Below are 26,000 nucleotides of genomic sequence, written 5' to 3'. Positions count from 1 at the left end.
GGTGATCCATGTCGTCCAACCCGTACGATTCCCTTCCGAATCTCCCCGGTTTCACACTGACGTCGCAGAGCTTCACCGACGGCCAACCCTTGCCGAACAAGCAGCTCAGTGGCCTGATGGGGGCCGGTGGCGAAGACTTGTCGCCGCAGCTGAGTTGGTCCGGGTTTCCTTCCGGCACCAAGAGTTTCGCCGTCACTGTGTACGATCCCGACGCACCTACAGCCTCCGGGTTCTGGCACTGGGCGGTCGCCGACATTCCGGTCTCGGTGACCTCGCTGGACGAGGGTGCCGGCGATGAGGACGCAAGCGGATTGCCGCAGGGTGCTGTCACCTTGGCCAACGACGCGGCGATGAAGCGTTTCGTCGGTGCTGCACCGCCTCCCGGTCACGGACCGCACCGCTATTACGTGGTCGTGCACGCGGTCGACGTCGAGTCGCTGGGACTTCCCGAGGCCGCCACACCCGCCTATCTCGGGTTCAACCTGTTCTCGCACGCGATCGCCCGGGCCACGCTGGTCGGTACCTACGAACAGCCCTCGGAAAACGTCTGACACCCCGTCGTTTTCGTAGTACGGACCGGCGTCTTCTGTCCGGTCCGTACTACAAGATCGGGGTCAGGAGTTGCTGGCGTCGCTGCCGACCGCGTCGGCCAAGGATGCGAAGCCACCGGCGCGTACACGTCGGGCGATCCCCTCGTGGATCTCTTTGGCCCACAACGGTCCGCCATAGATGAATCCGGTGTAACCCTGCAGCAGGCTCGCGCCCGCGCAGATACGCTCCCATGCCTGATCGGCGGTCTCGATGCCACCCACACTGATCAGCACGACCTCGGTGCCCGTGCGCGCGTACAGACGACGCAGGACAGCCAGGGAACGGTCGGCCAGCGGCGCCCCGGACAACCCGCCGGCGCCCAGCGCGGCGACCTCGTCGGCCGGCGAGGTCAGCCCGCCGCGGGAGATCGTGGTGTTGGTGGCCACGATCCCCGACAGCCCGAGTTCAACGGCCAGATCGGCTACCTGATCGATGTCCTCGTCGGCGAGGTCGGGGGCGATCTTGACCAGCACCGGCACCGTGACCTCCTCGAGGACGGCCTGCAGGATCGGTCGCAGCGAATCGACGGCCTGCAGGTCACGCAGTCCCGGCGTGTTGGGAGAGCTCACGTTGACCACCACGAAGTCGGCCAGTGGTCCCAAAGCGCGAGCGCTGAAGCGGTAATCGTCGACGGCGTCCGCAACCGGGACGACCTTGGTCTTGCCGATGTTGGCCCCGATTGGCACGGCGATCGGACCCGGCCGCGGGCCGGCCAGGTGTGCGGCCGCAACCGTGGCGCCAGGGTTGTTGAAGCCCATTCGGTTGATCAGCGCGCGGTCGGCAGGTAGACGAAACAATCGGGGCGTCGGGTTTCCGGGCTGAGGTCGACCGGTGATGGTGCCGATCTCGGCATAGCCGAATCCCAGTTGGCCCCAGGCGTTCACCGCTGATGCCGACTTGTCGAAGCCGGCCGCGAGACCGAGCGGGGCGGGGAAGTCGACGCCGAAAACGCGCTGACGCAGAACCGGATCGTGCGTGGCGAACACCTTGGCCGTGAGGTCGCGGAGTCCCGGAGTGCGCCCGGTGATCCCGATGATGCGGGCCGCGATCGTGTGGATGCGCTCCGGTGACAGCAGGAACATCGCCCGCAGCACCACCGGATACAGGACGCGGTTGACCCGGCTCAGCATGCGGTTGCGTCCGAGTCGGGGTAACCGGGGACGCCAACCGTTCGCTGTCGGCCGTTTGGCTCGCCGTCACCGCGCGCCCGCGGGGGTTTGCGCCGCCGCAGGAGCACCTTACGAGTCCCGTCGGAGTATCGGCGAACGCGTTTGAGTTCCCACCCCCCGAACTCGGCCTCGATCGACAAGCGCATCGATGCGGTCACCCGGGTCACATCCGGCGGCAGGGTGAGCAACACGCATTCGTGCTCGTCGGTGGACACCTCCCAACCCTGGGGGTGGCGCGAACCGAACCTGGCCTCACGCGACATCGTCACTCACCGTTTCCGATGATCTGGAGACCACCTCGCTGCGAAAGCACGTAGACGGTGCCAGTGGCGTCGTCGACGGCGATGGTGTCCGGTTGGGCGACCGCCTGGAGCCGTCGCATCTCTGCGGGCTCCCCACCGGACAGGTCATAGGCCACCACCTCGTTGTTCGCCGTCGTCGACACCCACATCAGGTTGCGTTCGTCGTCGTAGTCTACGGCGTAGGGCCCGCCCGGGACCGGATAGCGGAATCGCATGACCAGCGGGGATCCGAAGAACCCGATGATCTCACCGTCGCGGGTGTTGGCCACCAGCACCCGACCGAAGTGATCGACAGTCGAGTTGGTCGCACCGTTGCCGGCGCGCAGGGCAGGCCCGAGATCGCCGTCGGTGAGGTTGATGGGGGTCACCGACGATTGTGCGCGGTCGAGGACGACGACCTGTTCGCTGGACAGGTCGGCGCTGTCCGGGGCCACCGTGATGTCGTCGACCCGCACGAATCCGTCGATCTCGCGCACCGGCGACAGGTCGGTGTCGAGTACCAACACACGCCCGTCGGCGGTGCCGACCAGCACGTCGCCGTTCGCGGTGCGGGCCAGCGCGGTCGGGTCGTTCGTGTCGACCTCGGTGGTCGTGACCGTGCCGTCGCCGGCCACTTCGACGACGACCCCGGGACCCACCCCGAGAAAGGCGCCGTCGCCGGAGCCGATGAGCCTGGCCAGAGCCGGGGTCTGGACAGGCTGCGGGGCCGCGGTGGGGTCGTTCGCCCGCAAGCGCAGCACTGTGGTGCCCGCGGGGTCGAGGACTGCGACGAGGTCACCGGACAGGGCGAGACCGCGACTTCCGACCGGGGTGGCCACCACGGTGCCGGCGGGGGAGGCCGCCGCGCCGGCCGGGGCGGGCGACGCGCTCGCCGGTGTGACAGTGGGCACATCGGGTGTCGACGAGTCGTCGCCGGAACCACACCCGGTCAGTAATACGGTCGCCGCGATCACGCACAGCGCTCCGAGACGCAGGCGAGACCGCTGCACCTGCGGAGATGGTCTGGGCACGGTCGTGGATCTCGGCAGACGCATGCCACCATCTTGCGGGAGGCCCGCTCGGACCGATGATCGGGGTCGGCGACCAGACCGCGCCGGATCCGCCGGTGATGCCAGGGTTCGGGTCGTGCGGCGGCACGGTGTGGGCCACGGTTTCCCGTAGCATCTGCGGCCGTGAGCGACACCATGACCTGGGCCCAGGCGATCGTGCTCGGCGCGCTGCAGGGCGTCACCGAGTTCTTGCCGATCTCGTCGTCGGGACACCTACGGATCGCCTCCGAGTTGATGTTCGGTGACGACGCCGGGGCATCGTTCACCGCGGTCAGCCAGTTGGGCACCGAGGCCGCGGTTCTTGTGTACTTCGCGCGCGACATCATCCGCATCGTGGCGGCCTGGTTCCGTGGGCTCACCGATCGCGCCGAGCGCGGACTGGATTACCGGATCGGGTGGTACGTGATCTTCGCGACGATCCCCATCGGTGTGCTCGGCTTCCTGTTGAAGGACCAGATCCGCACCGTGGGCCGAAACCTGTGGCTCGTCGCCACGGTGTTGATCGTGTTCGCCGGCGTGATCTGGCTCGCCGAGCGCTACGGCACCAAGCAGCGTTCCATGCAGCAACTCACCCTGCGAGACGGCCTGGTGATGGGTCTGGCCCAGTGTCTCGCGCTGATCCCGGGTGTGTCGCGCTCGGGCGCCACCGCGAGCGCCGGTCTGTTCCTCGGCCTGGAACGCGAGGCTGCTTTCCGCTTTTCGTTCTTGCTCGCCATCCCAGCGGTCACCGCGTCCGGACTGTTCAGCCTGCCGGACGCCTTCGACCCCAGCGGCGAAGGTATGGAAGCGACCGGTCCACAACTGCTTGTCGCGACACTGGTCGCGTTCGTGATCGGCTACGCATCGATCGCCTGGCTGCTGCGGTTTGTCAGCTCGCACTCGATGAACTGGTTCGGCGCCTATCGGGTGATCCTCGGACTCACCGTGATGGGTCTGCTGTCGGCGGGCGTGATCAGCGCGACCTGAGGCACGACCGATACCGGTCGCCGGTGACGCCTATGGTTGAGACATGACCGTGATTCTGGTGCGACACGGACGTTCGACCGCCAACACTTCGGGGGTGCTCGCCGGCCGGACGCCCGGGGTGGGTCTCGACGACAAGGGCCGCGACCAAGCACAGGCTCTGGTCGATCGTCTCGGCGTCTGTATCGGCGAGATCGCGGCCGTCGCCCGGTCGCCGCTGGAGCGCTGTGCGCAAACTGTGGCTCCGCTGCTCGCGACCTTGCAGACCGAACTCGGGCGTGACGTCCCCGAGGTGGTGGTTCCCGATCTCGCCGAGGTCGACTACGGGGCGTGGACCAACCGGCCGCTCAAGGACCTCGTCACCGAACCCCTCTGGAAGACCGTGCAGCAGCAACCGTCGGCGGCGGTCTTCCCCGACGGCGAGGGCCTCGCGGCGGTGCAGTCGCGTGCTGTCGCCGCCATCCGTGACCTCGACCGTCGCTACGGTGGAGACGACGGCAGCGGTGTGTGGATCGCATGCTCGCACGGAGACGTGATCAAGTCGATCATCGCCGACGCCATGGGGACACATCTCGATGCATTCCAGCGCGTCGTCGTCGAACCCGCATCGATCAGCGTCATCCGTTACGGCTCCACCCGGCCCTATGTGCACACGGTCAACTCCACCGCCGTACTGTCGGTGCCCGCCCCACCGAAACGACCCGTGGACTCACCGGAGCATCACACGGGGGAGGCTGCGGCGGCCGAAGACGCGGTGGTGGGTGGCGCCACCGGCGTCGACGGCCACCACCGCGACGCCCACGCTGACGAGACCTCGCTGGCGCGCGGATAATGGACCAGACAGTCAAGGAGGTGTGATGTCACGCGCGATTCACGTGTTCCGCAGTCCGGATCGATTCGTCGCCGGCACCGTCGGTCAGCCGGGGGACCGGACGTTCTACCTCCAGGCCGTACACGAGAGCCGGATCATCAGTGTGTTGCTGGAGAAGCAACAGGTCGCGATCCTGGCGGACCGTATCGGTGCGTTGCTCGAGGAGATCCACCGACGATTCGGGACACCGGTGCCGCCGGAGATCGAGCGCGTCGGTGACCTGAGCCCGCTGGTGATGCCGGTCGACGCCGAGTTCCGGGTGGGCACCATGGGACTCGGATGGGATGCCGAGTCCGAAGCCGTCGTGGTGGAGTTGCTCGCGATCACCGAGGGCGAATTCGACGAGAGTGTCGTTCTGGACGACACCGATGAGGGGCCCGACGCGGTCCGTGTGTTCCTGACCACCGACGCAGCCCGGGAGTTCGCTGCTCGGTCCTCGAGGGTCATTTCGGCGGGGCGTCAGCCGTGCCCACTCTGTCATGAGCCACTGGATCCGGACGGGCATCTCTGTGTGCGCACCAACGGATACAAGCGAGGTGCGGAGCTGTCCAAGTCGCTGGACTTCGTCGACCCCGACGTGTTCCGGAACCTGGCGATGCAGGATGACACGGACTACCTGGAGACCGATCCGGACGACGAGGCCGACCCCGGCTCGGACAACCAGGACTGATGTGACCGTCGGCGAACCGACAGATGCGGGCGGTGGCCAGGCGGAGGCGCGCTCGACTTCAACGCCGCGCGGCGATGCGCCCACCATCCCCACTGCAGACCCGTTGCGCGACGGCGAGCTGGTCATTCTGGGACGCATCCCCACCGCGAGCAATGCAACCCTGGTGTGCGATGCCGTCCTCGACGGCGCCGAGGTGCGCTGTGTCTACAAGCCGGAACGTGGCGAGGTGCCGTTGTGGGATTTTCCGGACGGCACGCTCGCCGGCCGGGAGGTGGCGTCCTTCTTGATCTCCGACGCGCTCGGCTGGCAGGTCATCCCGACCACCGTGTATCGCGACGGCCCGCTGGGCCGGGGGATGGTGCAGCGCTGGGTGCTCACCGCAGACAACTCCGATCCCGGCACCCGACACGATCCGGCGCAGGAGTTGCCCACTCCCAAGGTCGACCTCGTGGATCTGTGCCCGGCCGATACGGTGCCGGTCGGATATCGGCCGATCGTGCGGGCGCTGGACGGGATGGGCGAACCGGTGGTGCTGGTGCACGCCGACGACCCACGATTGCAGCGGATGGCGGTCCTCGACGTCATCCTCAACAACGCCGACCGCAAGGGCGGGCACGTTCTGGAGGGACTCGACGGCGGTGTGTACGGGGTGGACCACGGGATCTGTCTGCATTCCGACGACAAACTGCGCACGGTCCTGTGGGGATGGGCCGGCGAGACCATTCCCGGGCACCTGGTCGCCGACCTCGCCGGCCTCGCCGATCACCTGGCCACGTCTGATCACCCGGTGACCACAGAGCTGGGTGAACACATCACCGAGATCGAGATCATCGCGCTGGCCGAGCGAGTGACAGAGCTCGCGACCCGCGGCACGATGCCGCACCCACCGGGACACCGACCCATTCCCTGGCCGCCGTTCTGAACGGTCCTGTTCACCTGGCTGATCAGGCCGGGCTCACGGTCGGAATCGGCGGGCCAATACAGTGGACCCATGCAGTCTTGGCCTGACCCCGCCCTGCCGGTGATCCCGGGTACCGGGCCGGCACTTCGTCTTCATGACACCTCCGATGCACAAGTCCGCCCGGTCAGCCCCGGCGCCACCGCGACCATGTACGTGTGCGGGATCACCCCGTATGACGCGACCCACCTGGGCCACGCCGCCACCTACGTGACCTTCGACGTGGTGAACCGGGTGTTGCGCGATCTGGGCCACGACGTGCACTATGTGCAGAACGTCACCGACGTCGACGACCCGCTGTTCGAGCGAGCCGACCGGGACGGTGTCGATTGGCGTGACCTCGGGGCGCGGGAGACCCAGTTGTTCCGTGAGGACATGTCCGCCCTTCGGGTCTTGCCGCCGCGTGACTACATCGGGGCCGTGGAATCCGTCGATGAGGTGATCGAGGTGGTTGACAAACTGCTCGCCTCCGGCGCGGCGTATGTCGTCGACGACGCCGAGTACCCCGACGTGTACTTCCGGGTCGATGCCACCGAGCAGTTCGGATACGAGTCCGGATATGACCGCGCCACGATGGACCGCTTTTTCGCCGAGCGTGGTGGAGATCCCGACCGAGCCGGAAAGCGCGATCCGCTCGACGCGTTGCTGTGGCGCGCGGCGCGTCCCGGTGAACCGTCGTGGGATTCGCCGCATGGCCCGGGGCGACCAGGCTGGCACATCGAGTGCTCGGCCATCGCGTTGAACCGGCTCGGTGTCGAGTTCGACATTCAGGGCGGTGGCAACGATCTGATTTTCCCGCATCATGAGTTCTCGGCCGCGCACGGTGAGGCCCTGACCGATTCCCGGCGGTTTGCCCGGCACTACGTCCACACCGGGATGGTCGGCCTCGACGGCGAGAAGATGTCGAAGAGTCGCGGCAATCTGGTGTTCGTCTCGCACCTACGCCGTGACGGGGTGGATCCGGCCGCGGTGCGGCTGGCGTTGTTGTCGGAGCACTATCGTGGCGATCGGATGTGGACCGACGGCGTTCTGGATGCGGCCCGCGAGCGCCTGCGTCGCTGGCGGGCGGCGGTGACCGCTCCGAACGGTCCCGATGCCGCGTCGACCATCGCCCGCGTGCGTCAGCATCTGGCCGACGACCTTGACACCCCGAAAGCGCTGGCCGCGATCGATGCCTGGTGCAGCGATGTCGACCTCGGTCTCGGCAGCTCGGCCCAGGCGCCGGCGGACATGGCGCGGGCCGTCGACGCACTCCTCGGCGTCGACCTCACGTAGGCGACCGGCCGCGCATTGTGCCGCTGATTCGGGTCGAAAGGCGACTCGGATTCACGGCACTTTCTCCCCGCCTGGGCAAACACCCCCGGCGAATTGCCCGGCATTGCCTTGTAAGGTTCTCCCGTGGCACGCACGCAGGAGATCGCACCCGAGACCACCGCGGGCGTTTGGACGGTGGTGACCCGTACCTCGACCTATCTGCTGGATTTCGAGGAGATGACCCTTCTCCGAGCCCCCGGCGTCGGCGGCACTGACAGCGAGGAATGGGCCGTCAGCCGACTGCGGCGAGACTCCGAGGACATCCCGCTGCTGGGTGTGAAATCGTGCCGGATCGGCGAGTCCGCCCAATTCTGGGTGCGCGCCGCCGACGATCCGGACGTGCGGACCTGGCGGATCACCACTCCGGTGGTGTCCATCGAGCGCATCGGCTGAACGGGATTCTGCCGGATCGTGCTCGGCTCCTTCTGATGGCCGAGGACCCTCTTCCTGCAGGTTGAGGACCCTCTTTCTGCTGGCCGAGGACCCTCTTTCTGCTGGCCGAGGATCCTCTTTCTGCTGGTTGAGGATCCTCTTTCTGCTGGTTGAGGACCCTCTTTCTGCTGGCCGAGGACCCTCTTTCTGCTGGTCGAGTAGCTGCGAGGCGCTAGCCGAGCAGCGTATCGAGACCCCCGCACCGAGCCCCCGCACCGATCACCGGAACGAGCCAGGCCCCGAACCCGGGCCCGGGCCACGGCGCTTGAGGTACCGCTCGAACTCGGCGGCGAGCGCATCGCCGTCGATCTTCGCCATCACCTCATCGGCGTCCATCTCCGCGTCCCCGCGCTCCTCGAGTCCCCGGACGTAGTCGGCGATGTCCTCGTCGTCCTCGGTCATCTCGGTGACCGCCTGTTCCCACTCCTCGGCCTGCTCGGGCAACGTACCCAGCGGTACCTCGATGTCGAGGACCTCCTCGACACGGTTGAGCAAGGCCACAGTCGCCTTGGGGTTGGGTGGCGTCGACACGTAGTGCGGGACGGCGGCCCAGAAGGACACCGCCGGCAGCCCCGCCTGCACGAACAGGTCCTGCAGCACCCCGGTGATCCCGGTGGGACCCTCGTAGCGGCTTTCGGCGAGGTTGAACCGTGCCGCGGATTCACTGCTGTAGGCGGCGCCGGTGACCGGTACCGGACGCGTATGAGGGGTGTCGGCAAGCAGCGCGCCGAGCATCACCGTCGTCTCCACCTCGAGGTCGCGGGCGAGGTCGACGATCTCCGCGCAGAAGCCGCGCCAACGCATGTTCGGTTCGATCCCGCGAACGAGTACGATGTCACGGTCCGCACCCTGGGGGGTGCAATACGAGACGGACGTGGTGGGCCAATCGATCCGGCGGGTCACCCCATCGATCTGCTTGACGATCGGCCGGTTGACCTGGAAGTCGTAGTAGTCGTCGGAATCGATGTCGGCCAACGAGACGGCATCCCAGGTCAGCGCCAGATGCTCGATGGCGCTGCTCGCCGCGTCCCCGGCGTCGTTCCACCCCTCGAACGCGGCCAACAACACAGGCCTGCGCAGCTGGGGAAGGTTCGACCTCTGCTCAGCGTTCACTGAACCAGCCTACGACCGAACCCCGAGAGAGGGCGAACTACGCTGTCATCCATGTCGACCCGCATCACCGACCCGGACAATCGGGCTCGCTCGCCGCGCCCGTCCGATTACGACACGACGTTGCTCACCGCCATGTCGCGTCGCGTGCTGATCGGCGACGGTGCCATGGGCACGATGTTGCAGGCCGCCGATCTCACCCTCGACGACTTCAACGGCCTCGAGGGCTGCAACGAGATTCTCAACGACACCCGCCCCGACGTCCTCGCCGACATCCATCGTGCCTATTTCGAGGCCGGGGCTGACGCCGTCGAGACCAACACCTTCGGCTGCAACCTGTCCAACCTCGGCGACTACGACATCGCCGACCGCATCCGGGAGCTCGCCTACAAGGGCACCGGCATCGCCCGCGGAGTGGCCGACGAGATCGGTCCGTCGGCCGACGGCACTGCACGGTTCGTGCTCGGATCGATCGGACCGGGTACGAAGTTGCCCAGCCTCGGACACACCACTTTCGACGTGATCCGCGATGCCTATTACGAGTGCGTCACCGGCATGCTGGAGGGTGGCGCCGACGCCGTCCTGGTGGAGACCTCGCAGGACCTGCTGCAGGTCAAGGCCGCGGTTGTCGCCGCCCGGCGCGCGATGAGCGACATGGGCCGTCACATCCCGATCATCAGCCACGTGACCGTGGAGACCACCGGGACGATGCTGCTCGGATCGGAGATCGGTGCGGCACTCGCGGCCATCGAGCCGCTCGGCGTGGACATCATCGGTCTCAACTGCGCGACCGGGCCTGCCGAGATGAGTGAGCACCTGCGCTATCTGTCCAAGCACGCCCGCATCCCGGTGTCGGTGATGCCCAACGCAGGTCTGCCGGTGCTGGGCGCCAACGGGGCCGAGTATCCGTTGCAGCCCGATGAGCTGGCCACCGCCCTCGGCGATTTCGTGAGCGATTTCGGGTTGTCCTTCGTCGGCGGATGCTGCGGCACGACCCCCGAACACATCCGACACGTCGCCGAGCGGGTCGCTGAGATGACACCCGCCGAGCGCACGCCCGATCATGTCTCGGAGACGTCGTCGCTCTACAGCGCGGTGCCGTTCGACCAGGACGCCAGCTTCCTGGTGATCGGCGAACGGACGAACACCAACGGGTCCAAGGCTTTCCGTGAGGCGATGATCGCCGAGGACTATCAGAAGTGCCTCGACATCGCGAAGGACCAGACGCGCGACGGCGCGCACATGCTCGACCTGAACGTCGACTACGTCGGTCGCGATGGTTCGGCGGACATGACCGCGCTGGCCGGTCGGTTCGCGACCTCGTCGACGCTGCCGATCATGCTGGACTCGACCGAGCCCGAGGTGATCCAGGCGGGTCTGGAATCACTCGGCGGCCGTTGTGCGGTCAACTCGGTGAACTACGAGGACGGCGACGGTCCCGAGTCGCGTTTCACCCGCATCATGGAGTTGGTGGTGGAGCACGGCGCGGCCGTCGTCGCGCTCACCATCGACGAGGAAGGTCAGGCCCGCACCGCCGACTGGAAGGTGCGCGTCGCCGAGCGGCTCATCGCCGACATCACCAGCAACTGGGGACTCGCCGAAGAGGACATCATCATCGATGCCCTCACCTTCCCGATCTCCACCGGACAGGAAGAAGTCCGCCGCGACGGTATCGAGACCATCGAGGCGATCCGGCGTCTGCACGAGGCCCATCCGGAGGTGCACTTCACCCTGGGCATCTCGAACATCTCGTTCGGCCTGAACCCGGCCGCCCGGCAGGTGTTGAACTCGGTGTTCTTGCACGAGTGCGTGCAGGCCGGCCTCGACACCGCGATCGTGCATGCGTCGAAGATCCTGCCGATGGCGCGGATCCCGGAGGAGCAGCGTGAGGTTGCGCTGGATCTGGTGTACGACCGCAGACGCGACGGTTACGACCCGCTGCAGAAGCTCATGGAGTTGTTCGAGGGTGTGTCGGCGGCATCGGCGCGCGAGTCGCGGGCTGCCGAGCTCGCCAAACTGCCTCTGTTCGAGCGGCTCGAGCGCCGCATCGTCGACGGCGAACGCAATGGTCTCACCGAGGACCTCGACGAGGCGATGACCGAGAAGCCGCCGCTGGTGATCATCAACGAGACATTGCTGTCGGGTATGAAGACCGTCGGCGAGCTGTTCGGTTCCGGTCAGATGCAGCTGCCCTTCGTGTTGCAATCCGCAGAGGTCATGAAAACCGCTGTTGCGCACCTGGAACCGCATATGGAGTCCACAGGCGAGGACGGCAAGGGCCGCATCGTGCTCGCGACCGTCAAGGGCGATGTGCACGACATCGGCAAGAACCTCGTCGACATCATCCTCTCCAACAATGGCTACGAGGTGGTCAACCTCGGCATCAAGCAGCCGATCAACACGATTCTGGAGGCGGCTGCCGACAAGCGCGCCGACGTGATCGGTATGTCCGGGCTGTTGGTGAAGTCGACCGTGGTGATGAAGGAGAACCTGGAGGAGATCAATGGCCGCGGGGTGGCCGACAGCTACCCGGTGCTGCTCGGCGGCGCCGCGCTCACCCGCACCTATGTCGAAAACGATCTCGCCGAGATCTACGAGGGTGATGTCCACTATGCGCGGGACGCTTTCGAGGGTCTGCGTCTGATGGACGAGATTATGGCGACCAAGCGGGGGGAGGGGCCCGACCCCGACAGCCCGGAGGCGCTCGCCGCGCAGAAGAAGGCGCAGGAACGCAAAGCGCGGCATGAGCGTTCCAAGCGGATTGCGGAGAAGCGCAAGGCCGCCGAGACACCGGTCGAGGTCCCGGCACGCTCGGATGTGGCCGCCGACAACGCGATCCCGACACCACCCTTCTGGGGCACCCGGATCGTCAAGGGGGTACCGGTCGCCGAATACCTGCAACTGCTCGACGAACGTGCTCTGTTCTTAGGGCAGTGGGGGTTACGCGGCGTCCGCGGGGGTGAGGGCCCGTCATACGAGGAGCTCGTCGACACCGAGGGACGGCCACGACTGCGGTACTGGATCGACCGGTTGTCGACCGAGAATATCCTGCAGCACGCCGCTGTCGTCTACGGCTACTTCCCGGCGGTCAGCGACGGCGACACGGTTCATGTGCTCACCGAGCCACGCCCCGATGCACCAGTGCGGCACAGCTTCACCTTCCCGCGCCAGCAACGTCCCCGATTCCTGTGCGTGGCCGACTTCATCCGGTCACGGGAGGACTGCGAGAGTGTCGGGCAGGTGGATGTGCTGCCGTTCCAGCTGGTGACGATGGGTCAGCCGATTGCCGACTTCGCGAACAAGCTGTTCGCTGACGACGCCTACCGCGATTACCTCGAGGTGCACGGCATCGGTGTGCAGCTGACCGAAGCGTTCGCCGAGTACTGGCATCAGCGAGTACGTGGTGAACTGACCGTCGAGGGAGCCTCCTTCGCGGGCGAGGACCCGGAGAACGCGCAGGGCTTCTTCGATCTCGAGTACCGCGGTGCGCGTTTCTCGTTCGGCTACGGTGCGTGCCCGGATCTCGAGGATCGGGCCAAGATGATCGACCTGCTCGAACCGGGCCGCATCGGTGTGGAACTGTCCGAGGAACTGCAACTGCATCCCGAACAGTCGACCGACGCCTTCGTGCTGCATCACCCGGAGGCCAAGTACTTCAACACCTGAGGTACGTGACGCCGCGCAGTGCGGTCAACGTGCCGGTATCCGCAACATTCACCGCACTCCGCCGTCATCGAGGTGCCGGCGGGGTGAGGGAAGCTGCGCTCGATCTCGACGGTAGGTGTGCGCGACTCAGTTGTGCATCTACAATAGTTGTATGAATACAACTGAGCGGGGTGTCGGCGGTGCGGAAGCCGAGGCGCCGGAGACCGCACCATCGGCCACCGAGTTGTGGTTCACCATGAACAGTCTGGTGCGCGACCACGCCGCAGAGTCGCGAAGTCGGATTGATGCCCGTATCGACATGCCGTTCAGCAGGTTTCGCGCATTGCGCCGGGTGGCGACACGTGAACTCACGCAATCCGAGCTGGCCCGGCGTCTGGGCATCGACGCACCCGCGACGAGCGTGATCGTCAACGACCTCGTCGATCGCGGTCTGGTGTCCCGAGAACCACGCGCCGACGATCGCCGGTTCAAAGTCGTCGCGATCACCGATGCGGGGCGAGCCGTGGTGGATTCCTTGGTGAGCGACCCGGCGATCGCCCCGGACATGTTCGACGCCCTCGACGAGGCTCAACGTCGCGAACTCGCCGGCCTGCTCGGTCTGCTGCGCGCCCGGGCCGACGCATGAGCGGGGCAACCGTCACCCGCGGCGCATCAGAGGCCGGCGAATTGAGTCGGCGGCGACAGTTGGCGGTCCTCGCCACCTGTTGTCTGAGTCTGTTCATCGTCGGGATCGACACCTCTGGCGTCAACGTCGCGCTTCCGGCCATCGGTGCGGCTCTCGGCGCATCGTCGTCGCAGCTGCAGTGGGTCATCGACTCCTACACGTTGGTACTCGCCAGTCTGCTGATGCTCGGCGGCTCCCTGGGTGACCGGCTCGGTCGCAAACGAGTGTTCCAGGTCGGCCTCGGCGTTTTCGGCATCGGATCCGTGCTGTGCTCGCTGGCCGCGACACCCGAAATGCTCATCGGCGCCCGGATGCTGCAGGCGATCGGGGGCGCGATGATGAACCCTGTCGCGATGTCGATCATCACCAACATCTTCACCGAGCCCCGCGAGCGGGCGCGAGCCATCGGACTGTGGGGTGCGGCCATCGGCGTGAGCATGGCCCTCGGTCCGCTGGTCGGCGGCATTCTCGTCGACGGGATCGGCTGGGAGGCGATCTTCTGGCTCAACGTGCCGGTGTGTGTCGTCGCGATCACCCTGACCGCCGTTCTCGTCCCCGAGTCCAGGGCGCCGCACATCCGGCGCCCCGATCCGGCAGGCCAGATCCTCATCCTGGTGTTTCTGGCTGCGCTGACCTACGGCATCATCGAGGGCCGAACACTCGGGTGGTCGTCGGTGCCGGTGTCGGCTGCGTTCGTGCTGGCGGCGACTGGCCTGGCGGGTCTGATCGTCGTCGAATCGCGACGGCGCGAACCACTGCTGGACCTGCGATTCTTCCGCAGCGTCCCATTCAGCAGTTCTGTCATCGGCGCGATCGTGGCCTTCAGTGCGATGGGTGGCTTCCTGTTCCTGAACACGCTCTATCTCCAGCAGGTCCGCGGCCTGACTCCCCTGCAGGCGGGTTTGATGACCTTGCCCATGGCGGTGGCCAACGCGGTGTTCTCACCGCTGTCGGGGCGGCTGGTGGGCGACCGTGGCGCGCGCCTCCCGATGGTCGGCGCCGGCCTCATGGTGCTGGTGAGCGGCGTGATGTTGACGCGCGCCGGCACCGAGACGAGCATGTGGTACCTCGGTTGCGCCTACCTCGCATTGGGCGTCGGGATGGGGCTGGTCAACGCCCCGATCACCAACGCAGCGGTCTCGGGTATGCCCCGCGCGCAGGCCGGGGTCGCCTCGGCCATCGCCTCGACGAGTCGGCAGGTCGGTATCTCGCTCGGCGTTGCGGTGTTCGGCGCCGTCGCGTTCTCCGGTGTCACCGGATCGGTGGTCGATGATCTGGCCGACGCCGCGCATCCGGCTTGGGTGTTGATGGCGCTCTGTGGTGCGGCGCTGGTGGCCGTCGGGTTCGTGTCGACCACGAGGTGGGCGACTGCCACCGCCGAGCGAACGCGCGAACGCATCCAACGCGACCCGATGTGAGCACGCACCCGCGTCCGACGCCCCGACGGTTCATGATGAGCCGCCCGGATCGACTAGTGTCCCGCGCCAGAAATTCGTTACATGAGTTCGGCGGTCCAGGTGGATGCATCGCGAGGCGGCGGAGGAGCAGGTACTGGATGTACCTGCGACGACGCCAACGAAGCGAGGCGCCGCCTGGGCGTCGAAATCATCAACGAATTTCTGACGCGGGACACCAGCACCGATCTCATAGCTCGCTGACATCGGGTTGCCAGGCTGTGGCAGGACAGTGGTCGCATGGCATCCCCAACCCTCGCACCAGCGCCGCCGGCGAGCGCAGAGCACACCGCCGAAGCCGCACGCACGACGCCGCCACGGTGGCTCCGCTGGGCCACCCTCATCACGCTCATCGTGGTGGCGCTGGTCATCCGCATACAGTTCCTCGACATCGAGACCCTTGACTATCGAGCCTTTCTGAGCCGCTGGTACGAGACTCTCGACACGCAGGGCTTCGGCGCATTCCGGGAGAAATTCGCGGACTACAACTACCCCTACCTGTATCTGATCTGGATACTCACGGCGCTCAACATGCCGGCATTGATCGGCATCAAGGCCATCTCGATCGCCTTCGACGTCCTGCTGGCCTTCTTCGCCTACCGCATCGTCGCGCTACGCACACCACGATTCTCGCTGCGGGCGTTGGCGTTCGGCATCGTGTTACTGCTGCCGTCGGTGATCGCCAACAGCGCGTACTGGGGGCAGGCCGATGCCATCTATTCGGCGTTCGTGCTCGGTGGCGTGTACTTCCTGATGAGGGCTACGCCGCAGTCGTCACGAATGAACTCGATCTGGGCATGCGTCATGTTCGGTGTCGCGATCGCGTTCAAGTTGCAGGCGGTCTTCGTCATGCCGGTGCTGCTGTGGTTGCTGATCCGACGGCGCCTGCCGTGGTACAGCCTGCTCGCCATCCCGATCGTCTACGTGCTCCTGGACCTGCCGGCTCTGGTCGCTGGGGCTCCGTGGCACGAGGCTCTCACCGTGTACCTCGATCAGACAGGCTCCTACCAGCAGTTGACTCTGGGCGCGGCCAACCTCTATCAACTGATTCCGGTCTCGGGCGACGTCACCTGGCTGGCCCAACTCGGTATCGCAGTTGCCGCCGCGATCATCGTCGCGTTCCTAGTGTGGTCGGTATGGAAGCGCCCGGCGGTCACCCCCACGTCGATCCTCGCGGTCGCGACGGCGTCCTCGGTGCTGGTGCCATTTCTGTTGCCGGCCATGCACGATCGATACTTCTACACCGCGGAGATCCTCAGCGTGGTACTGGCCTTCTACCTACCGCTGCGGTTCGTGCTCATCCCGATCCTGATCCAGGCCGCGGCGATCGGGGTGTATCACGCATCGCTCACGGGCGACCAGGGACAGCTGATGGGTGGACCGGGCGGCGGGGCCGCGGCGCGACCCGGCGGGCCGGGCGGCGGCGCCGCATTCGATGGCACGGTGGCCGGCGGGCCGGGTCGCGGCGACAGGGGTGCGTCGTCGGGGCCGGGATCGTCGGGCCAGGGACCGTCGTCGCGCGGCGACGATGGCTACAGTTCGGGTCGCGGCGACGCCGCGTTGTCGATCTACGCCTCGATGATGGGTCTGGCCGCGCTCGGGGTGGTGTACGCGGTGTTCGATGTCGTTCGGCGCGGTCGCGCTCGGAACGAGCGTGATACCGGGAGTCCCTTTCGAAATCGCCCCTGAACTGCGGTGATCAATCTTGTCGGTGGTCTGTTCTAGATTGGTGTGTGCAGGATGAGTTGATGCGAAACGGGTGGGCGCGAACTCGCTGAATCCGGTCTCGGGGTCGGGTTGATCACGGTGGGTGGCATATCGGAAGTGATCCTGCATCAGTTGGTTGTGATCAGATCCGTGAGGGGTCTTTCGTGTCGTCCGTGTTGTCCTCGCCGTCGCCGTGGCCGCAGTTGCCGCGTGACTATCTCGGTGGTGTGGATGCGGCCTACCCCGATGAGGACCCGACCAACGACTTGCTGTTGGGTATGGCCGAGCTCGACCGCGGTCGCGCCTATCTCGCCTACGCCGAATACCGTTCGGTGGCAGCACTCTACGACCGTCTCGTTGCTGCGCGTGAAGACACCGACGGTTTCGTGGTGGATGGCTTCGCGGACGCCGCGGCACGTATCTCCAAACTCCGCGGAACGTCTCGTGGCGCCGCGGAAACACTGCTCAATGATGCGGTCGCGTTGCGGGACCGGTTGCCGGAGGTGTCGGAATGTTTGCGTGACGGCGTGATCGGGCCGTGGCACGCGCAGAAGGCGGTCAGCCGTACCGACCTGCTGGCCGAATCATCAGCCGCCCCGGCGGTGGATGCCGACATCGCGGCGACCCTGCGCACCAAGCGCGGAGCGTGGAGCAAAGCCAGATTCCGCGACATGCTGATTTCGACAAGCTCTATCCAAGTGACCGCATCGTGTTTCGTCATGATCCCGACGCGGTGCGTGAACGCCGGCAGCAGGCCCTTGATGACCGCCGGATGTGGACCCACCCGCGCGAGGACGGCACCGCCGAGATCACCGGGGTGATGTCGGCGGAGAACGTGCGGATCGCCGCCGCCGCGGTGGCCGCATTGGCCGACAGTGTGTGTGAACACGATCCGCGCACCAAGCCGCAACGACAATCCGATGCCATGTTCTGCCTGCTGTCGGGCACCGCGTTCGAATGCGACTGCGGTAGTGACGACTGCACCGCGGTCATCCCGGAGCCCGGGGTGGTGCCGCCGGTGGACAGCCGGGCGGTGCTGCATGTGGTCACCGACGAGGCCACCGTGAAAGGGATGGCGAACCATGCCGGTTTCATGGACGGCCACGGAGTGATCTCGGGCGAGCATGTGCGCGACATCGCCGCGCGTGCCGACACCAAGGTCTCCTATCTGGTGCCGCCCACGACCGAACCGGAACCCGATGGCACGTTCACGTTGCCGGCGCATCTGCCGTCGGATCCGTATCGGCCGTCGGCCGCGTTGGACACCTTCATCCGGCTGCGCGATGCCTATTGCACCGAACCGGGATGCCTGACCTCTGCGTGGCGTGGCGACCTCGACCATGTCGATGAGTACGACCACGACTGTCCGCACAACGGTGGGCAGACCACTGAGGTCGGGGTGAACGCGAAATGCCGTCCCGGACACTTGCTGAAAACGTTCGGCGACTGGGTCGATGATCAATGGCGTGATGCCGACGGGCGGCTGGTCACCGAATACATCACCCCCGAAGGCCTGGTGTTGCCCGGCGAAGCCGAAACCCAGGAAGATCTGTTCCCCGGACTGCGCAGGATCCGGTTCACCGCACCCGCCCAGGCCCCACCCCCACACACCGGCAGCACGATCGAACGCAGCACCCGCGTCAACACACGGGTGGCGAACAAACACGCCCGCAGACGCGCCGAACGCGCCCGCAACCGCAAACGCGTCACCGACGCCGGCCCACCACCGTTCTAACGCCGATCTCCGGTAGCGGCTTGCCGCGCGTCGTCGATCTCGTCGGGTCGGCCATTTATCATGGGCCCATGACGGCGGGTGTCGGCACCATGTTGCGCCAGTGGCGATCACAGCGATCGATGAGTCAACTCGACCTCGCCTACGAGGTGGGTGTGTCACCCAAACACCTGAGTTTCGTCGAGACAGGCAAGTCGATACCCAGCCCGAACCTCATCGAGGCATTGTCGGTGCGTCTGGACATTCCGTTGCGCGAGCGCAATGCGCTCCTCCTCGCCGCTGGTCACGCGCCGAGATATTCTGAACAATCGCTCGATGCCGCGTCGATGGATCGGGTACGGACATCGGTGCAGCGGGTTCTCGACGCGCACAATCCGTTTCCTGGGCTGGCACTTGACCGTGCTTGGAATGTTGTGCTGGCCAACGAATCTGCGCGGTCGCTGGCCGCGATGTTGCCGCCCCATCTCACCGGTCCGCCGTTCAACCTCTTCCGGGCGTCGCTGCACCCAGACGGGTTCGCGAAGATCACCGTCGACTTCGACATCTGGGCCTCGTACCTGCTGACGACGCTGCGCCGGCTCGTCAGCATCACCGGCGATCCGCGTCTGGTCGACCTTGAGCGTGAGGTGACCGGTTACCCGACCGTGGACGACCTGGAACGGCGTAGCCCACGCACCGCGGAGCGGGATCCGGGCCTGCTGGTGCCATTCGCGATCCGGTCTGGTGAGAACGTGTTGTCTTTCTTCACGACGCTGACCACGTTCGGTTCACCCCGAGACATCACGCTCGAGGAGATGACGATCGAGCTGTTCTATCCCGCCGATGACACCACCGAGCGCGCCTTCGCGCGCTGATGGACCTACATTCTCGGATCTCAACCGCCTGCCGACGTGCGCGGGGCGTACCGCAGAAGAGCCGCAATCCCGTCCTTCGGCGCAAGGCGTTCATCCAGACTGACCAGGTCCGAATGGGTGCACACCGCGACCATCGGCAGTGCTTCGTCCGCTCGTACCACGTCGTTCGGAGGGGCACCCAGCTCGGACAGGTTCTCGGGTGAGGGCGCCACCATCATCAGGTCCTCTCCGACGACCACCGTGGCATCGTCGATGTCGCCGATCAGCAGAGTCTGAACCTCGCCGGCGCGTAGCGCACCGCACACGGCTGTCAGGCCCTCGACTGCCAGACCCGAGGACCGCCCCTGTTCGGCGCGAAAGCGATCGGTGACTTCGGCGAGGACTCGGTTGTGCCGTCGCAACCACTCTGCGTCGACGGCGCCGGAGATCTCGCTGTCGGCAACGCTACCGCGCGCTCCGAGACCGAGATTGACCACGACGTCCTCGATGCGTTGCGGCAATTGCGCGGTCAGATCGCTGACCGACCGCGATTCACCGACCACGAAGAGCACGTCCGGTCGTTCTCGATCGACAAGGGAGGTGAGCCGGTCGACGACGTCACGGATATTCTGGCGTGCCTGCTCTTCGGCGCGTGGCTGCGGGTCACCGTACCCAGGGGTTTCTGCGCCGGTTGCCTTGTGCACCGGATGGCCCTCGCCGGCGACGGTTTCGGAGTAGGCGACATCATCGCCGTGGACAATCTGGATGTCGGCGCCGCGGTGATCAACCACAGCGATCATATGAGAGCCGACGTCGCGGGCATGGGTCACCAGCGGAACCAGAAAGGGCAATGTCGAGTACCGCGCGACAGATGCGGTAGGCGGACGGATGAGCTGCTGGTCCAGGACTACCCGCTCCGCGGTGGCCACCAACCCGCGACCACTGACGCCAACCGGACGCTCGCCGTCCAACAGGGCGGTCTGAATGTGGTCCAATGCAGCTGTCGGGGCGCCGTCTGATTCCAGCTGCTCGCGAAGGCTGCGCCACCGCAATTCCATACTGTGCGTGGCATTCTCGGTATTGTGCGAGTCATCCACATAGACAGAGACGAACGGCCCCGAATCGGTCGTCAGCTCCCGGAACAGGTCGGTGTGCATGCGTATCTCCTTCGATCGCGTTGTCCTGGTTGCCGGGTTGCCACATGTCTGTTCGCCAAAACATGAGCGAGCTGATGCCCCGGGCGCCGGCATGCGGTTTCGGGTGGTTTTGTGCGGGTACCCCAACTGCATGACCGAAGATCCCTCTGCAACGCCGATGGAGCCGGCCCGTGATCGCGGAACGGAAGTCGATCAGAGTCGGCAACGGCGCGACGTCGAGAAGCGTTGGGACGACCCGAGCGCGCTCCGTCGGGCCGCGCTGTACGTGGTCGGTGTCGTCGGGGTGGCCGCGATGGGCGTCGTGGCATTCATGAGCACGGGACGAGACAACCTGGTGTGGGCGGTCGTTGGGCCGGCGGTGCTCGGGCTCGGCGGACTCGCCGCGCTCGTCATCGCCTATCGCGTGTACCGCGGCGGCGGCACCTGGCCTATCTGGCACGGTGCCGCATGGTTCCTGCTGGCATTGATGCTGCTCGCTCTCGGGTTCCCGATGCTCGCGATCGAATAGAACGTGCCTACGGCTGTCGCGAATGAAGGCTTACGCAATGCGATGATGCTGACGTGACCGACCGACCGACGACCTCAGCATCGACCCCTGCCGCGGGTGGCTCAACCTTCTCTGCTTCGTCCCTGTCCGGCCCGGCCGCCGTGCTCTGGGACATGGACGGGACGCTCCTCGACTCCGAACCGCTGTGGGACGTGGCCATGGCCGACCTCGCGCTACGGCACGGGATCACGATGAGCCCGGCGCTACGCGAGTCCACCCTGGGCAACGCACTTCCCGATGCGCTGAGCAAAGTGTACGCCGCAGCGAGAATCCCCGCCGCCGAACAGGACCGTGCCGGCGATGAACGGTGGTTGCTCGACCACGTCGCCGCGATGTTCGACAAGGGGTTGCCGTGGCGTCCGGGCGCCGACGCCGCCCTCGAGCTGGTCCGATCGGCGGGCCTGCCCATGGTGTTGGTCACCAACACGGTGCGGGAGCTGACCGATGTGGCACTCGAGACACTCGACGCCACGCGCTTCGTCGCGACCGTGTGTGGCGACGAAGTGGCCCTCGGCAAGCCCCATCCCGACCCGTACCTACGCGCGGCGTCACTCGTGGGCCTGCGGCCCGACCAGTGTCTGGCCGTCGAGGATTCGCCCGCGGGAACCGCGGCGGCGACCGCAGCGGGCTGCCCGACCCTGGTGATCCCGTCGGCGGCCCGGGTGCCTCAGGGCAGTCTGCGCAGCTTTCGGCGCTCGCTGGTCGGCCTGACGATCGCCGACGTCGTCGATGCATGGACCGGGCAACACCCCGGCCATCTTCCAGCCGGGCGTGACATGCAAAGATGAGGGACCGTGAAGACTTTCGAGGAGCTGTTCGCCGAGCTGAGCGACAAGGCACAGACTCGTCCCCCCGGTAGCGGGACGGTCGCCGCCCTCGACTCCGGAGTTCACACACTGGGCAAGAAGATCATCGAGGAGGCCGGCGAGGTCTGGCTCGCCGCCGAACACGAATCCGACGAGTCGCTCGCCGAGGAGATTTCTCAGCTCGTCTACTGGCTGCAGGTGATGATGATCAAGCGGGGTCTGACGCCGGCCGACGTGTACCGACATCTGTGACCGGGCGCCCCGGACACCGACATCGTCAGACACAGATCGACACCTCGACCACAGACCCCCACCTAATCCAGAAGGAACCCGACATGCTGCGTGTGGCCGTGCCCAACAAGGGGGCACTCTCCGAGTCTGCGGCCGCCGTCCTCGCCGAGGCCGGCTACCGGAAACGTACTGACGCCAAGGACCTCACAGTCCTCGACAACAACAACGACGTCGAGTTCTTCTTCCTGCGCCCGAAAGACATCGCCATCTACGTCGGCGCCGGCACGCTCGATCTGGGCATCACCGGCCGCGACCTGGCGCGGGACTCGGGGGCGTCGGTCGACGAACAACTCTCGATGGGCTTCGGCTCATCGACCTTCCGTTACGCAGCCCCCGCGGCGGAGAGCTGGTCGGTCGAGTCGTTGGCGGGCAAGCGCATCGCCACGTCGTACCCAAATCTCGTGGCAGATGATCTCGCCGGTCGCGGGGTCGAGGCCACCATCATCCGCCTCGACGGCGCCGTCGAGATCTCCATCCAGCTCGGTGTCGCGGATGCGATCGCCGACGTGGTGGGTTCCGGGCGGACGCTGCGTGCGCACGGGCTGGCTGCCTTTGGCGAGTCGCTGTGCGACTCGGAGGCCGTACTGATCTCACAGGCCGGGATCACGCAGACCAAGGCCGCGCGGCAGTTCGTCGCCCGCGTGCAGGGCGTGGTGTTCGGCCAGCAGTACGTGATGATCGACTACGACTGCCCGCGGACACTGCTTGCCGAGGCATCGAAACTGACACCTGGCCTGGAATCACCGACCGTCGCGCCGATGGCGGACCCCGATTGGGTCGCGGTACGGGCCATGGTGCCGCGTAAGATCCACCAGAGCCTGATGGACGAACTGTCCGAACTCGGTGCCAAGGCGATCCTCGCCACCGACATCCGGTCCTGCCGGTTTTGACGGTCCGGCACCGCGCCTCAGGCCATCCGATTCAGCAGGACGGTCTGAGCCGATCGGCCGATGAAGCCGTGGCGGTCGTGGAGGTCACCGAACGTCGCGCCGAAGCCGTCGGGCCCCTGCACCATGTCGGCGTCGATGCCGACCCACGGGCCCGACGGGATGCGGGTGAGGTGGACGGTGGTGTCGGTGTTCATCCACGTCCACTGATCGGTGCGTAGCCGGGTGCCCAGACCGTTGGCGATGTCGATGACGGTGAACATCGATTCGAGGTCGGAGATCTCCTCGCCACCCACCAGAGCGATCGCCGGCCGGACCCACACCGCCGGGGTGTCGCCGGTGCGGCCCGGTGCCGTCGCCGACTCGATCGAGCCAATGAAACCAATTGTGCCCCAGTCCACTCCGAGATCAGAATTCTCGGTGACGCCATGCACCGGGGTCAGGTCGTCGGGGGTCGGCGTCAACGCCTCGGGGGCTTCGGCGATGTCGGCGGTGTCTGCGGTGCGCAGCCGCCAGCCCACCGATCGAGCCGCGAGGCGAAACGAGCCATCAGCCTGCTGCACCTCGAGATCGGTGCCGACCAGGCTGATCTGGCGGCCGGGCCGGATCACCTCCGCGCGGATCCGATTCACACCCAGTCCGATCGGCCCGAGGATCTCGGTGGTGACGCGGGTGAACTGCTGGCCCGGCTGGGCATCGCAGCGCAGCAGGGAGCGCATCATCAGACCCGACGGTGGCCCGCCGTGTTGCATCGTCGACGCCCACACGCTCTGGGTGGCCTCGGTGGGTTGGAAGTATTCGTGGCCGGTGTTGCCGGCAGAGGCCGGCGGATCGATCGGCACGTAGTAGCAGGACTCCACGACAATCACAGTATGCCTACCGTCATAACCGACGCGGTCGGGGGTCGGGCTGCGTGACCTCAGCTGGTCATCCGGTGAAGCCCGGCGGCGGCCCCGGATACGGGGGGATCTCCCCGCCGAACTCCGGACAGCGGTGCTGGTGCTCGCACATGCGACACTGCCGGGAGCGGTGCGGGCGGAAGTCGCCGGTGGCGACCGCGGCGCGGATTGCCGTCCAGATGGCCTTGAGCGTGCGGGCGAAACGTTCCAATTCTTCGCGGTCGGGTGTGTAGCTGAGCTGTTGACCATCGGACAGGTACATCAGCTGCAACCGCGCCGGGACCACGCCGCGGATACGCAGCACGGCCAGCGCGTAGAACTTCATCTGAAACAGCGCCTTGGCCTCATAGGCCTCGCCAGGGGATCGGCCGGTCTTGTAGTCGACCACCCGTATCTCGCCGGTCGGCGCGACATCGATCCGATCGATGAAACCCCGCATCGCCACGTCGTCGGCGGTGATCTCGACGTGCTCCTCGCAGGCGTCCGCCTCGAACGCGGTCGGATTCTCCATCGTGTAATAGGTCGCGATCAACTTCTGCGCATCGGCGACGAATCGGTCGGTGCCGCTTTCACCGATGATCTCCGCCAGCAGGGGATCGGCCTCGCACAACGCCGCCCAGGCGCCTTCGACCAGCAGATCCGCCGACTCTTGGGTGCGCAGCTCAGCCGGCATGTCGAAGAGGTTCTCGAGCGCGGCGTGCACCACCGTGCCGCGGGTCTGAGCTGGGGTGGGGGTCTCCGGGAACCGGTCGATGGCGCGATATCGGTACAACAGCGGACATTGTTTGAAGTCGGCAGCGCGTGATGGGGACAACGCCAACGGTCGGCGCACCACGCTCGACCCGGGTGTTGCGGTGTCGTCGCCGGTCTGCTGAGGCGACCCAGCGTCCATCGTCATACTCACATTTGGCAGGGTAGGTCGCGACAGTGACAGGTTCGCGAAACGACACCCGTGCGACCAGCCGGAAGGACTCCAGCCCGATGCCGACGACCGGCCCCTTCGCCGTGGGTGACCGCGTGCAATTGACCGACGCCAAAGGTCGCAAGTTCACCGTTCACCTGGAGGAGGGCAAGCTCTTCCACACCCATCGGGGAGCCATCGCCCACGACGATCTGATCGGAGCGCCCGAGGGCAGCATCGTCGCAGCCACCAGCGGCACGCAGTATCTGGCGCTGCGGCCGCTGCTGGTGGACTACGTGCTGTCGATGCCGCGAGGGGCGCAGGTCATCTATCCGAAGGACGCCGCTCAGATCGTCACCGAAGGCGACATCTTCCCGGGCGCCCGCGTCCTCGAAGCAGGCGCCGGCTCCGGTGCGCTGACGTGCTCGCTGCTGAGAGCGGTCGGAGATCGGGGCACAGTCACGTCCTACGAGATACGCGCAGACCACGCCGAACACGCGATCCGCAATGTCGAGACCTTCTTCGGTGGCCGGCCCGGCAACTGGGAGATCGTGATCGACGACCTGGCCACGTTGGACGCCGATGCAGTGGCCCCCGACCAGCGATTCGACCGCGTGATCCTCGACATGCTGGCGCCCTGGGAACCCCTGGACGTGGTGCGTCGGGCGATAAAACCAGGCGGGGTCGTGGTGATTTATGTGGCGACTGTCACACAGTTGTCCCGCGTGATGGAAGCACTGCGTGACCAGGAGTGTTGGACCGAGCCGCGAGCCTGGGAATCGATGGTCCGGGACTGGAGCGCAGTGGGTCTCGCCGTGCGGCCGGAACACAAAATGCAGGGCCACACGGCATTTCTGATCACCACGCGCCGCCTCGCCGACGGCGTCACGACCCTGCGTCCACAACGTCGTCCCACGCGCGGATGACGACATCTCGCCGCTGATCCGACCCCGCCGGAAGACTCGGCGAAACGTCGCGAATACGTTGCGAAGACGTAGATTTAACACGTCGTCAACACCGAGTGTTG

The 26,000-nt window shown here is 66.3% G+C and carries 26 protein-coding genes; 19 read left to right on the top strand and 7 right to left on the bottom strand.

Annotated elements, in window-relative coordinates; genetic code table 11:
• Nucleotides 1–8: 8 nt before the first annotated feature.
• Nucleotides 9–551, top strand: coding sequence for a YbhB/YbcL family Raf kinase inhibitor-like protein (locus ACIGKQ_RS19300; protein ID WP_396574690.1), 543 nt, complete (start codon nt 9–11; stop codon nt 549–551).
• 63 nt (nt 552–614) lie between these two features.
• Here the strand turns inward: ACIGKQ_RS19300 and ACIGKQ_RS19295 are convergent, their stop codons facing one another.
• Genes ACIGKQ_RS19295 through ACIGKQ_RS19285 form a run of 3 tightly spaced genes read right to left on the bottom strand, consistent with a single transcriptional unit; the run spans nt 615 to nt 3,096 of the window.
• Nucleotides 615–1,721, bottom strand: a complete 1,107-nt coding sequence (locus ACIGKQ_RS19295) for a quinone-dependent dihydroorotate dehydrogenase (RefSeq protein WP_235724851.1) — start codon at nt 1,719–1,721, stop codon at nt 615–617.
• The gene (locus ACIGKQ_RS19290; RefSeq protein ID WP_235724850.1) at nt 1,715–2,023 is read right to left on the bottom strand and encodes a DUF5703 family protein; all 309 of its coding nucleotides are present in this window, start codon (nt 2,021–2,023) and stop codon (nt 1,715–1,717) included. The genes ACIGKQ_RS19295 and ACIGKQ_RS19290 overlap by 7 nt, the downstream gene beginning before the upstream one ends.
• A gap of 2 nt (nt 2,024–2,025) precedes the next feature.
• On the bottom strand, nt 2,026–3,096 hold the full coding sequence (locus ACIGKQ_RS19285; protein WP_372475158.1) for a YncE family protein: 1,071 nt from the start codon (nt 3,094–3,096) through the stop codon (nt 2,026–2,028).
• A gap of 138 nt (nt 3,097–3,234) precedes the next feature.
• Here ACIGKQ_RS19285 and ACIGKQ_RS19280 point away from each other — a divergent pair, with 138 nt between their 5' ends.
• The 6 genes from ACIGKQ_RS19280 (at nt 3,235) to ACIGKQ_RS19255 (ending at nt 8,280) form a co-directional block, all read left to right on the top strand.
• The gene (locus tag ACIGKQ_RS19280; protein WP_235724847.1) at nt 3,235–4,077 is read left to right on the top strand and encodes an undecaprenyl-diphosphate phosphatase; all 843 of its coding nucleotides are present in this window, start codon (nt 3,235–3,237) and stop codon (nt 4,075–4,077) included.
• A gap of 43 nt (nt 4,078–4,120) precedes the next feature.
• The gene (locus ACIGKQ_RS19275) at nt 4,121–4,906 is read left to right on the top strand and encodes an MSMEG_4193 family putative phosphomutase (protein WP_266063736.1); all 786 of its coding nucleotides are present in this window, start codon (nt 4,121–4,123) and stop codon (nt 4,904–4,906) included.
• Between the two features lie 25 nt (nt 4,907–4,931).
• Nucleotides 4,932–5,615: a DUF3090 domain-containing protein gene (locus ACIGKQ_RS19270; RefSeq protein WP_235724845.1), complete on the top strand. Its 684-nt coding sequence runs from the start codon at nt 4,932–4,934 to the stop codon at nt 5,613–5,615.
• A gap of 1 nt (nt 5,616) precedes the next feature.
• On the top strand, nt 5,617–6,537 hold the full coding sequence (locus ACIGKQ_RS19265) for an SCO1664 family protein (protein WP_372475157.1): 921 nt from the start codon (nt 5,617–5,619) through the stop codon (nt 6,535–6,537).
• Between the two features lie 69 nt (nt 6,538–6,606).
• Complete coding sequence (mshC, locus tag ACIGKQ_RS19260; protein WP_235724844.1) at nt 6,607–7,848, top strand: cysteine--1-D-myo-inosityl 2-amino-2-deoxy-alpha-D-glucopyranoside ligase; 1,242 nt, start codon at nt 6,607–6,609, stop codon at nt 7,846–7,848.
• A gap of 123 nt (nt 7,849–7,971) precedes the next feature.
• Nucleotides 7,972–8,280 carry a hypothetical protein gene (locus ACIGKQ_RS19255; RefSeq protein WP_235724842.1) on the top strand — a complete coding sequence of 103 codons (309 nt, stop codon included), beginning with the start codon at nt 7,972–7,974 and terminating at the stop codon, nt 8,278–8,280.
• A gap of 258 nt (nt 8,281–8,538) precedes the next feature.
• Here the strand turns inward: ACIGKQ_RS19255 and ACIGKQ_RS19250 are convergent, their stop codons facing one another.
• Nucleotides 8,539–9,432: a PAC2 family protein gene (locus ACIGKQ_RS19250; RefSeq protein ID WP_235724840.1), complete on the bottom strand. Its 894-nt coding sequence runs from the start codon at nt 9,430–9,432 to the stop codon at nt 8,539–8,541.
• A gap of 51 nt (nt 9,433–9,483) precedes the next feature.
• On the opposite strand from ACIGKQ_RS19250, the gene metH reads away from it, so the two are divergent.
• The 7 genes from metH to ACIGKQ_RS19215 all read left to right on the top strand — a co-directional run bounded on the left by metH (nt 9,484) and on the right by ACIGKQ_RS19215 (nt 19,506).
• Entirely contained in the window at nt 9,484–13,095 is a 3,612-nt protein-coding gene (gene metH, locus ACIGKQ_RS19245) for a methionine synthase (protein WP_235724839.1), read from the top strand.
• 151 nt (nt 13,096–13,246) lie between these two features.
• Nucleotides 13,247–13,720 carry a MarR family winged helix-turn-helix transcriptional regulator gene (locus ACIGKQ_RS19240; protein WP_235724837.1) on the top strand — a complete coding sequence of 158 codons (474 nt, stop codon included), beginning with the start codon at nt 13,247–13,249 and terminating at the stop codon, nt 13,718–13,720.
• A complete protein-coding gene (locus tag ACIGKQ_RS19235; RefSeq protein ID WP_235724836.1) occupies nt 13,717–15,177 on the top strand; it encodes an MFS transporter in 1,461 nt (486 codons plus the stop codon). Before ACIGKQ_RS19240 ends, ACIGKQ_RS19235 begins: the two co-directional genes overlap by 4 nt.
• Nucleotides 15,178–15,453: 276 nt before the next feature.
• On the top strand, nt 15,454–16,902 hold the full coding sequence (locus tag ACIGKQ_RS19230; protein WP_396574689.1) for a hypothetical protein: 1,449 nt from the start codon (nt 15,454–15,456) through the stop codon (nt 16,900–16,902).
• Nucleotides 16,903–17,084: 182 nt separating this feature from the next.
• The gene (locus ACIGKQ_RS19225) at nt 17,085–17,741 is read left to right on the top strand and encodes a DUF222 domain-containing protein (RefSeq protein WP_396574688.1); all 657 of its coding nucleotides are present in this window, start codon (nt 17,085–17,087) and stop codon (nt 17,739–17,741) included.
• Entirely contained in the window at nt 17,630–18,655 is a 1,026-nt protein-coding gene (locus tag ACIGKQ_RS19220; RefSeq protein ID WP_396574687.1) for a DUF222 domain-containing protein, read from the top strand. The genes ACIGKQ_RS19225 and ACIGKQ_RS19220 overlap by 112 nt, the downstream gene beginning before the upstream one ends.
• A gap of 68 nt (nt 18,656–18,723) precedes the next feature.
• On the top strand, nt 18,724–19,506 hold the full coding sequence (locus tag ACIGKQ_RS19215; protein WP_287015820.1) for a helix-turn-helix transcriptional regulator: 783 nt from the start codon (nt 18,724–18,726) through the stop codon (nt 19,504–19,506).
• Between the two features lie 20 nt (nt 19,507–19,526).
• Here the strand turns inward: ACIGKQ_RS19215 and ACIGKQ_RS19210 are convergent, their stop codons facing one another.
• Entirely contained in the window at nt 19,527–20,642 is a 1,116-nt protein-coding gene (locus ACIGKQ_RS19210) for a hypothetical protein (protein WP_287015819.1), read from the bottom strand.
• A gap of 130 nt (nt 20,643–20,772) precedes the next feature.
• On the opposite strand from ACIGKQ_RS19210, the gene ACIGKQ_RS19205 reads away from it, so the two are divergent.
• From ACIGKQ_RS19205 to hisG, 4 genes are all read left to right on the top strand, one after another.
• Nucleotides 20,773–21,150: a hypothetical protein gene (locus ACIGKQ_RS19205; RefSeq protein ID WP_235724830.1), complete on the top strand. Its 378-nt coding sequence runs from the start codon at nt 20,773–20,775 to the stop codon at nt 21,148–21,150.
• Between the two features lie 122 nt (nt 21,151–21,272).
• Nucleotides 21,273–21,977 carry an HAD family phosphatase gene (locus tag ACIGKQ_RS19200; RefSeq protein WP_266063461.1) on the top strand — a complete coding sequence of 235 codons (705 nt, stop codon included), beginning with the start codon at nt 21,273–21,275 and terminating at the stop codon, nt 21,975–21,977.
• Nucleotides 21,978–21,983: 6 nt separating this feature from the next.
• The gene (locus ACIGKQ_RS19195; RefSeq protein ID WP_235724829.1) at nt 21,984–22,247 is read left to right on the top strand and encodes a phosphoribosyl-ATP diphosphatase; all 264 of its coding nucleotides are present in this window, start codon (nt 21,984–21,986) and stop codon (nt 22,245–22,247) included.
• Between the two features lie 83 nt (nt 22,248–22,330).
• Nucleotides 22,331–23,176, top strand: a complete 846-nt coding sequence (gene hisG / locus ACIGKQ_RS19190) for an ATP phosphoribosyltransferase (protein ID WP_266063439.1) — start codon at nt 22,331–22,333, stop codon at nt 23,174–23,176.
• A 17-nt stretch (nt 23,177–23,193) separates the two neighbouring features.
• On the opposite strand, the gene ACIGKQ_RS19185 is transcribed toward hisG, so the two are convergent.
• Nucleotides 23,194–24,033, bottom strand: coding sequence for a thioesterase family protein (locus tag ACIGKQ_RS19185; RefSeq protein WP_235724826.1), 840 nt, complete (start codon nt 24,031–24,033; stop codon nt 23,194–23,196).
• Between the two features lie 67 nt (nt 24,034–24,100).
• Nucleotides 24,101–24,964 (bottom strand): RecB family exonuclease, encoded by an 864-nt coding sequence (locus tag ACIGKQ_RS19180; protein ID WP_235724884.1) that lies wholly within the window; start codon nt 24,962–24,964, stop codon nt 24,101–24,103.
• Nucleotides 24,965–25,053: 89 nt separating this feature from the next.
• Between ACIGKQ_RS19180 and ACIGKQ_RS19175 the strand changes: the two genes are divergently transcribed.
• The gene (locus ACIGKQ_RS19175) at nt 25,054–25,899 is read left to right on the top strand and encodes a tRNA (adenine-N1)-methyltransferase (protein ID WP_235724825.1); all 846 of its coding nucleotides are present in this window, start codon (nt 25,054–25,056) and stop codon (nt 25,897–25,899) included.
• Nucleotides 25,900–26,000 lie beyond the last annotated feature (101 nt).

This window comes from Gordonia sp. NPDC062954 (assembly GCF_044543825.1).
GTDB classification, from domain to species: domain Bacteria; phylum Actinomycetota; class Actinomycetes; order Mycobacteriales; family Mycobacteriaceae; genus Gordonia; species Gordonia tangerina.
This window is presented reverse-complemented; position numbering and strand designations above follow the sequence as displayed.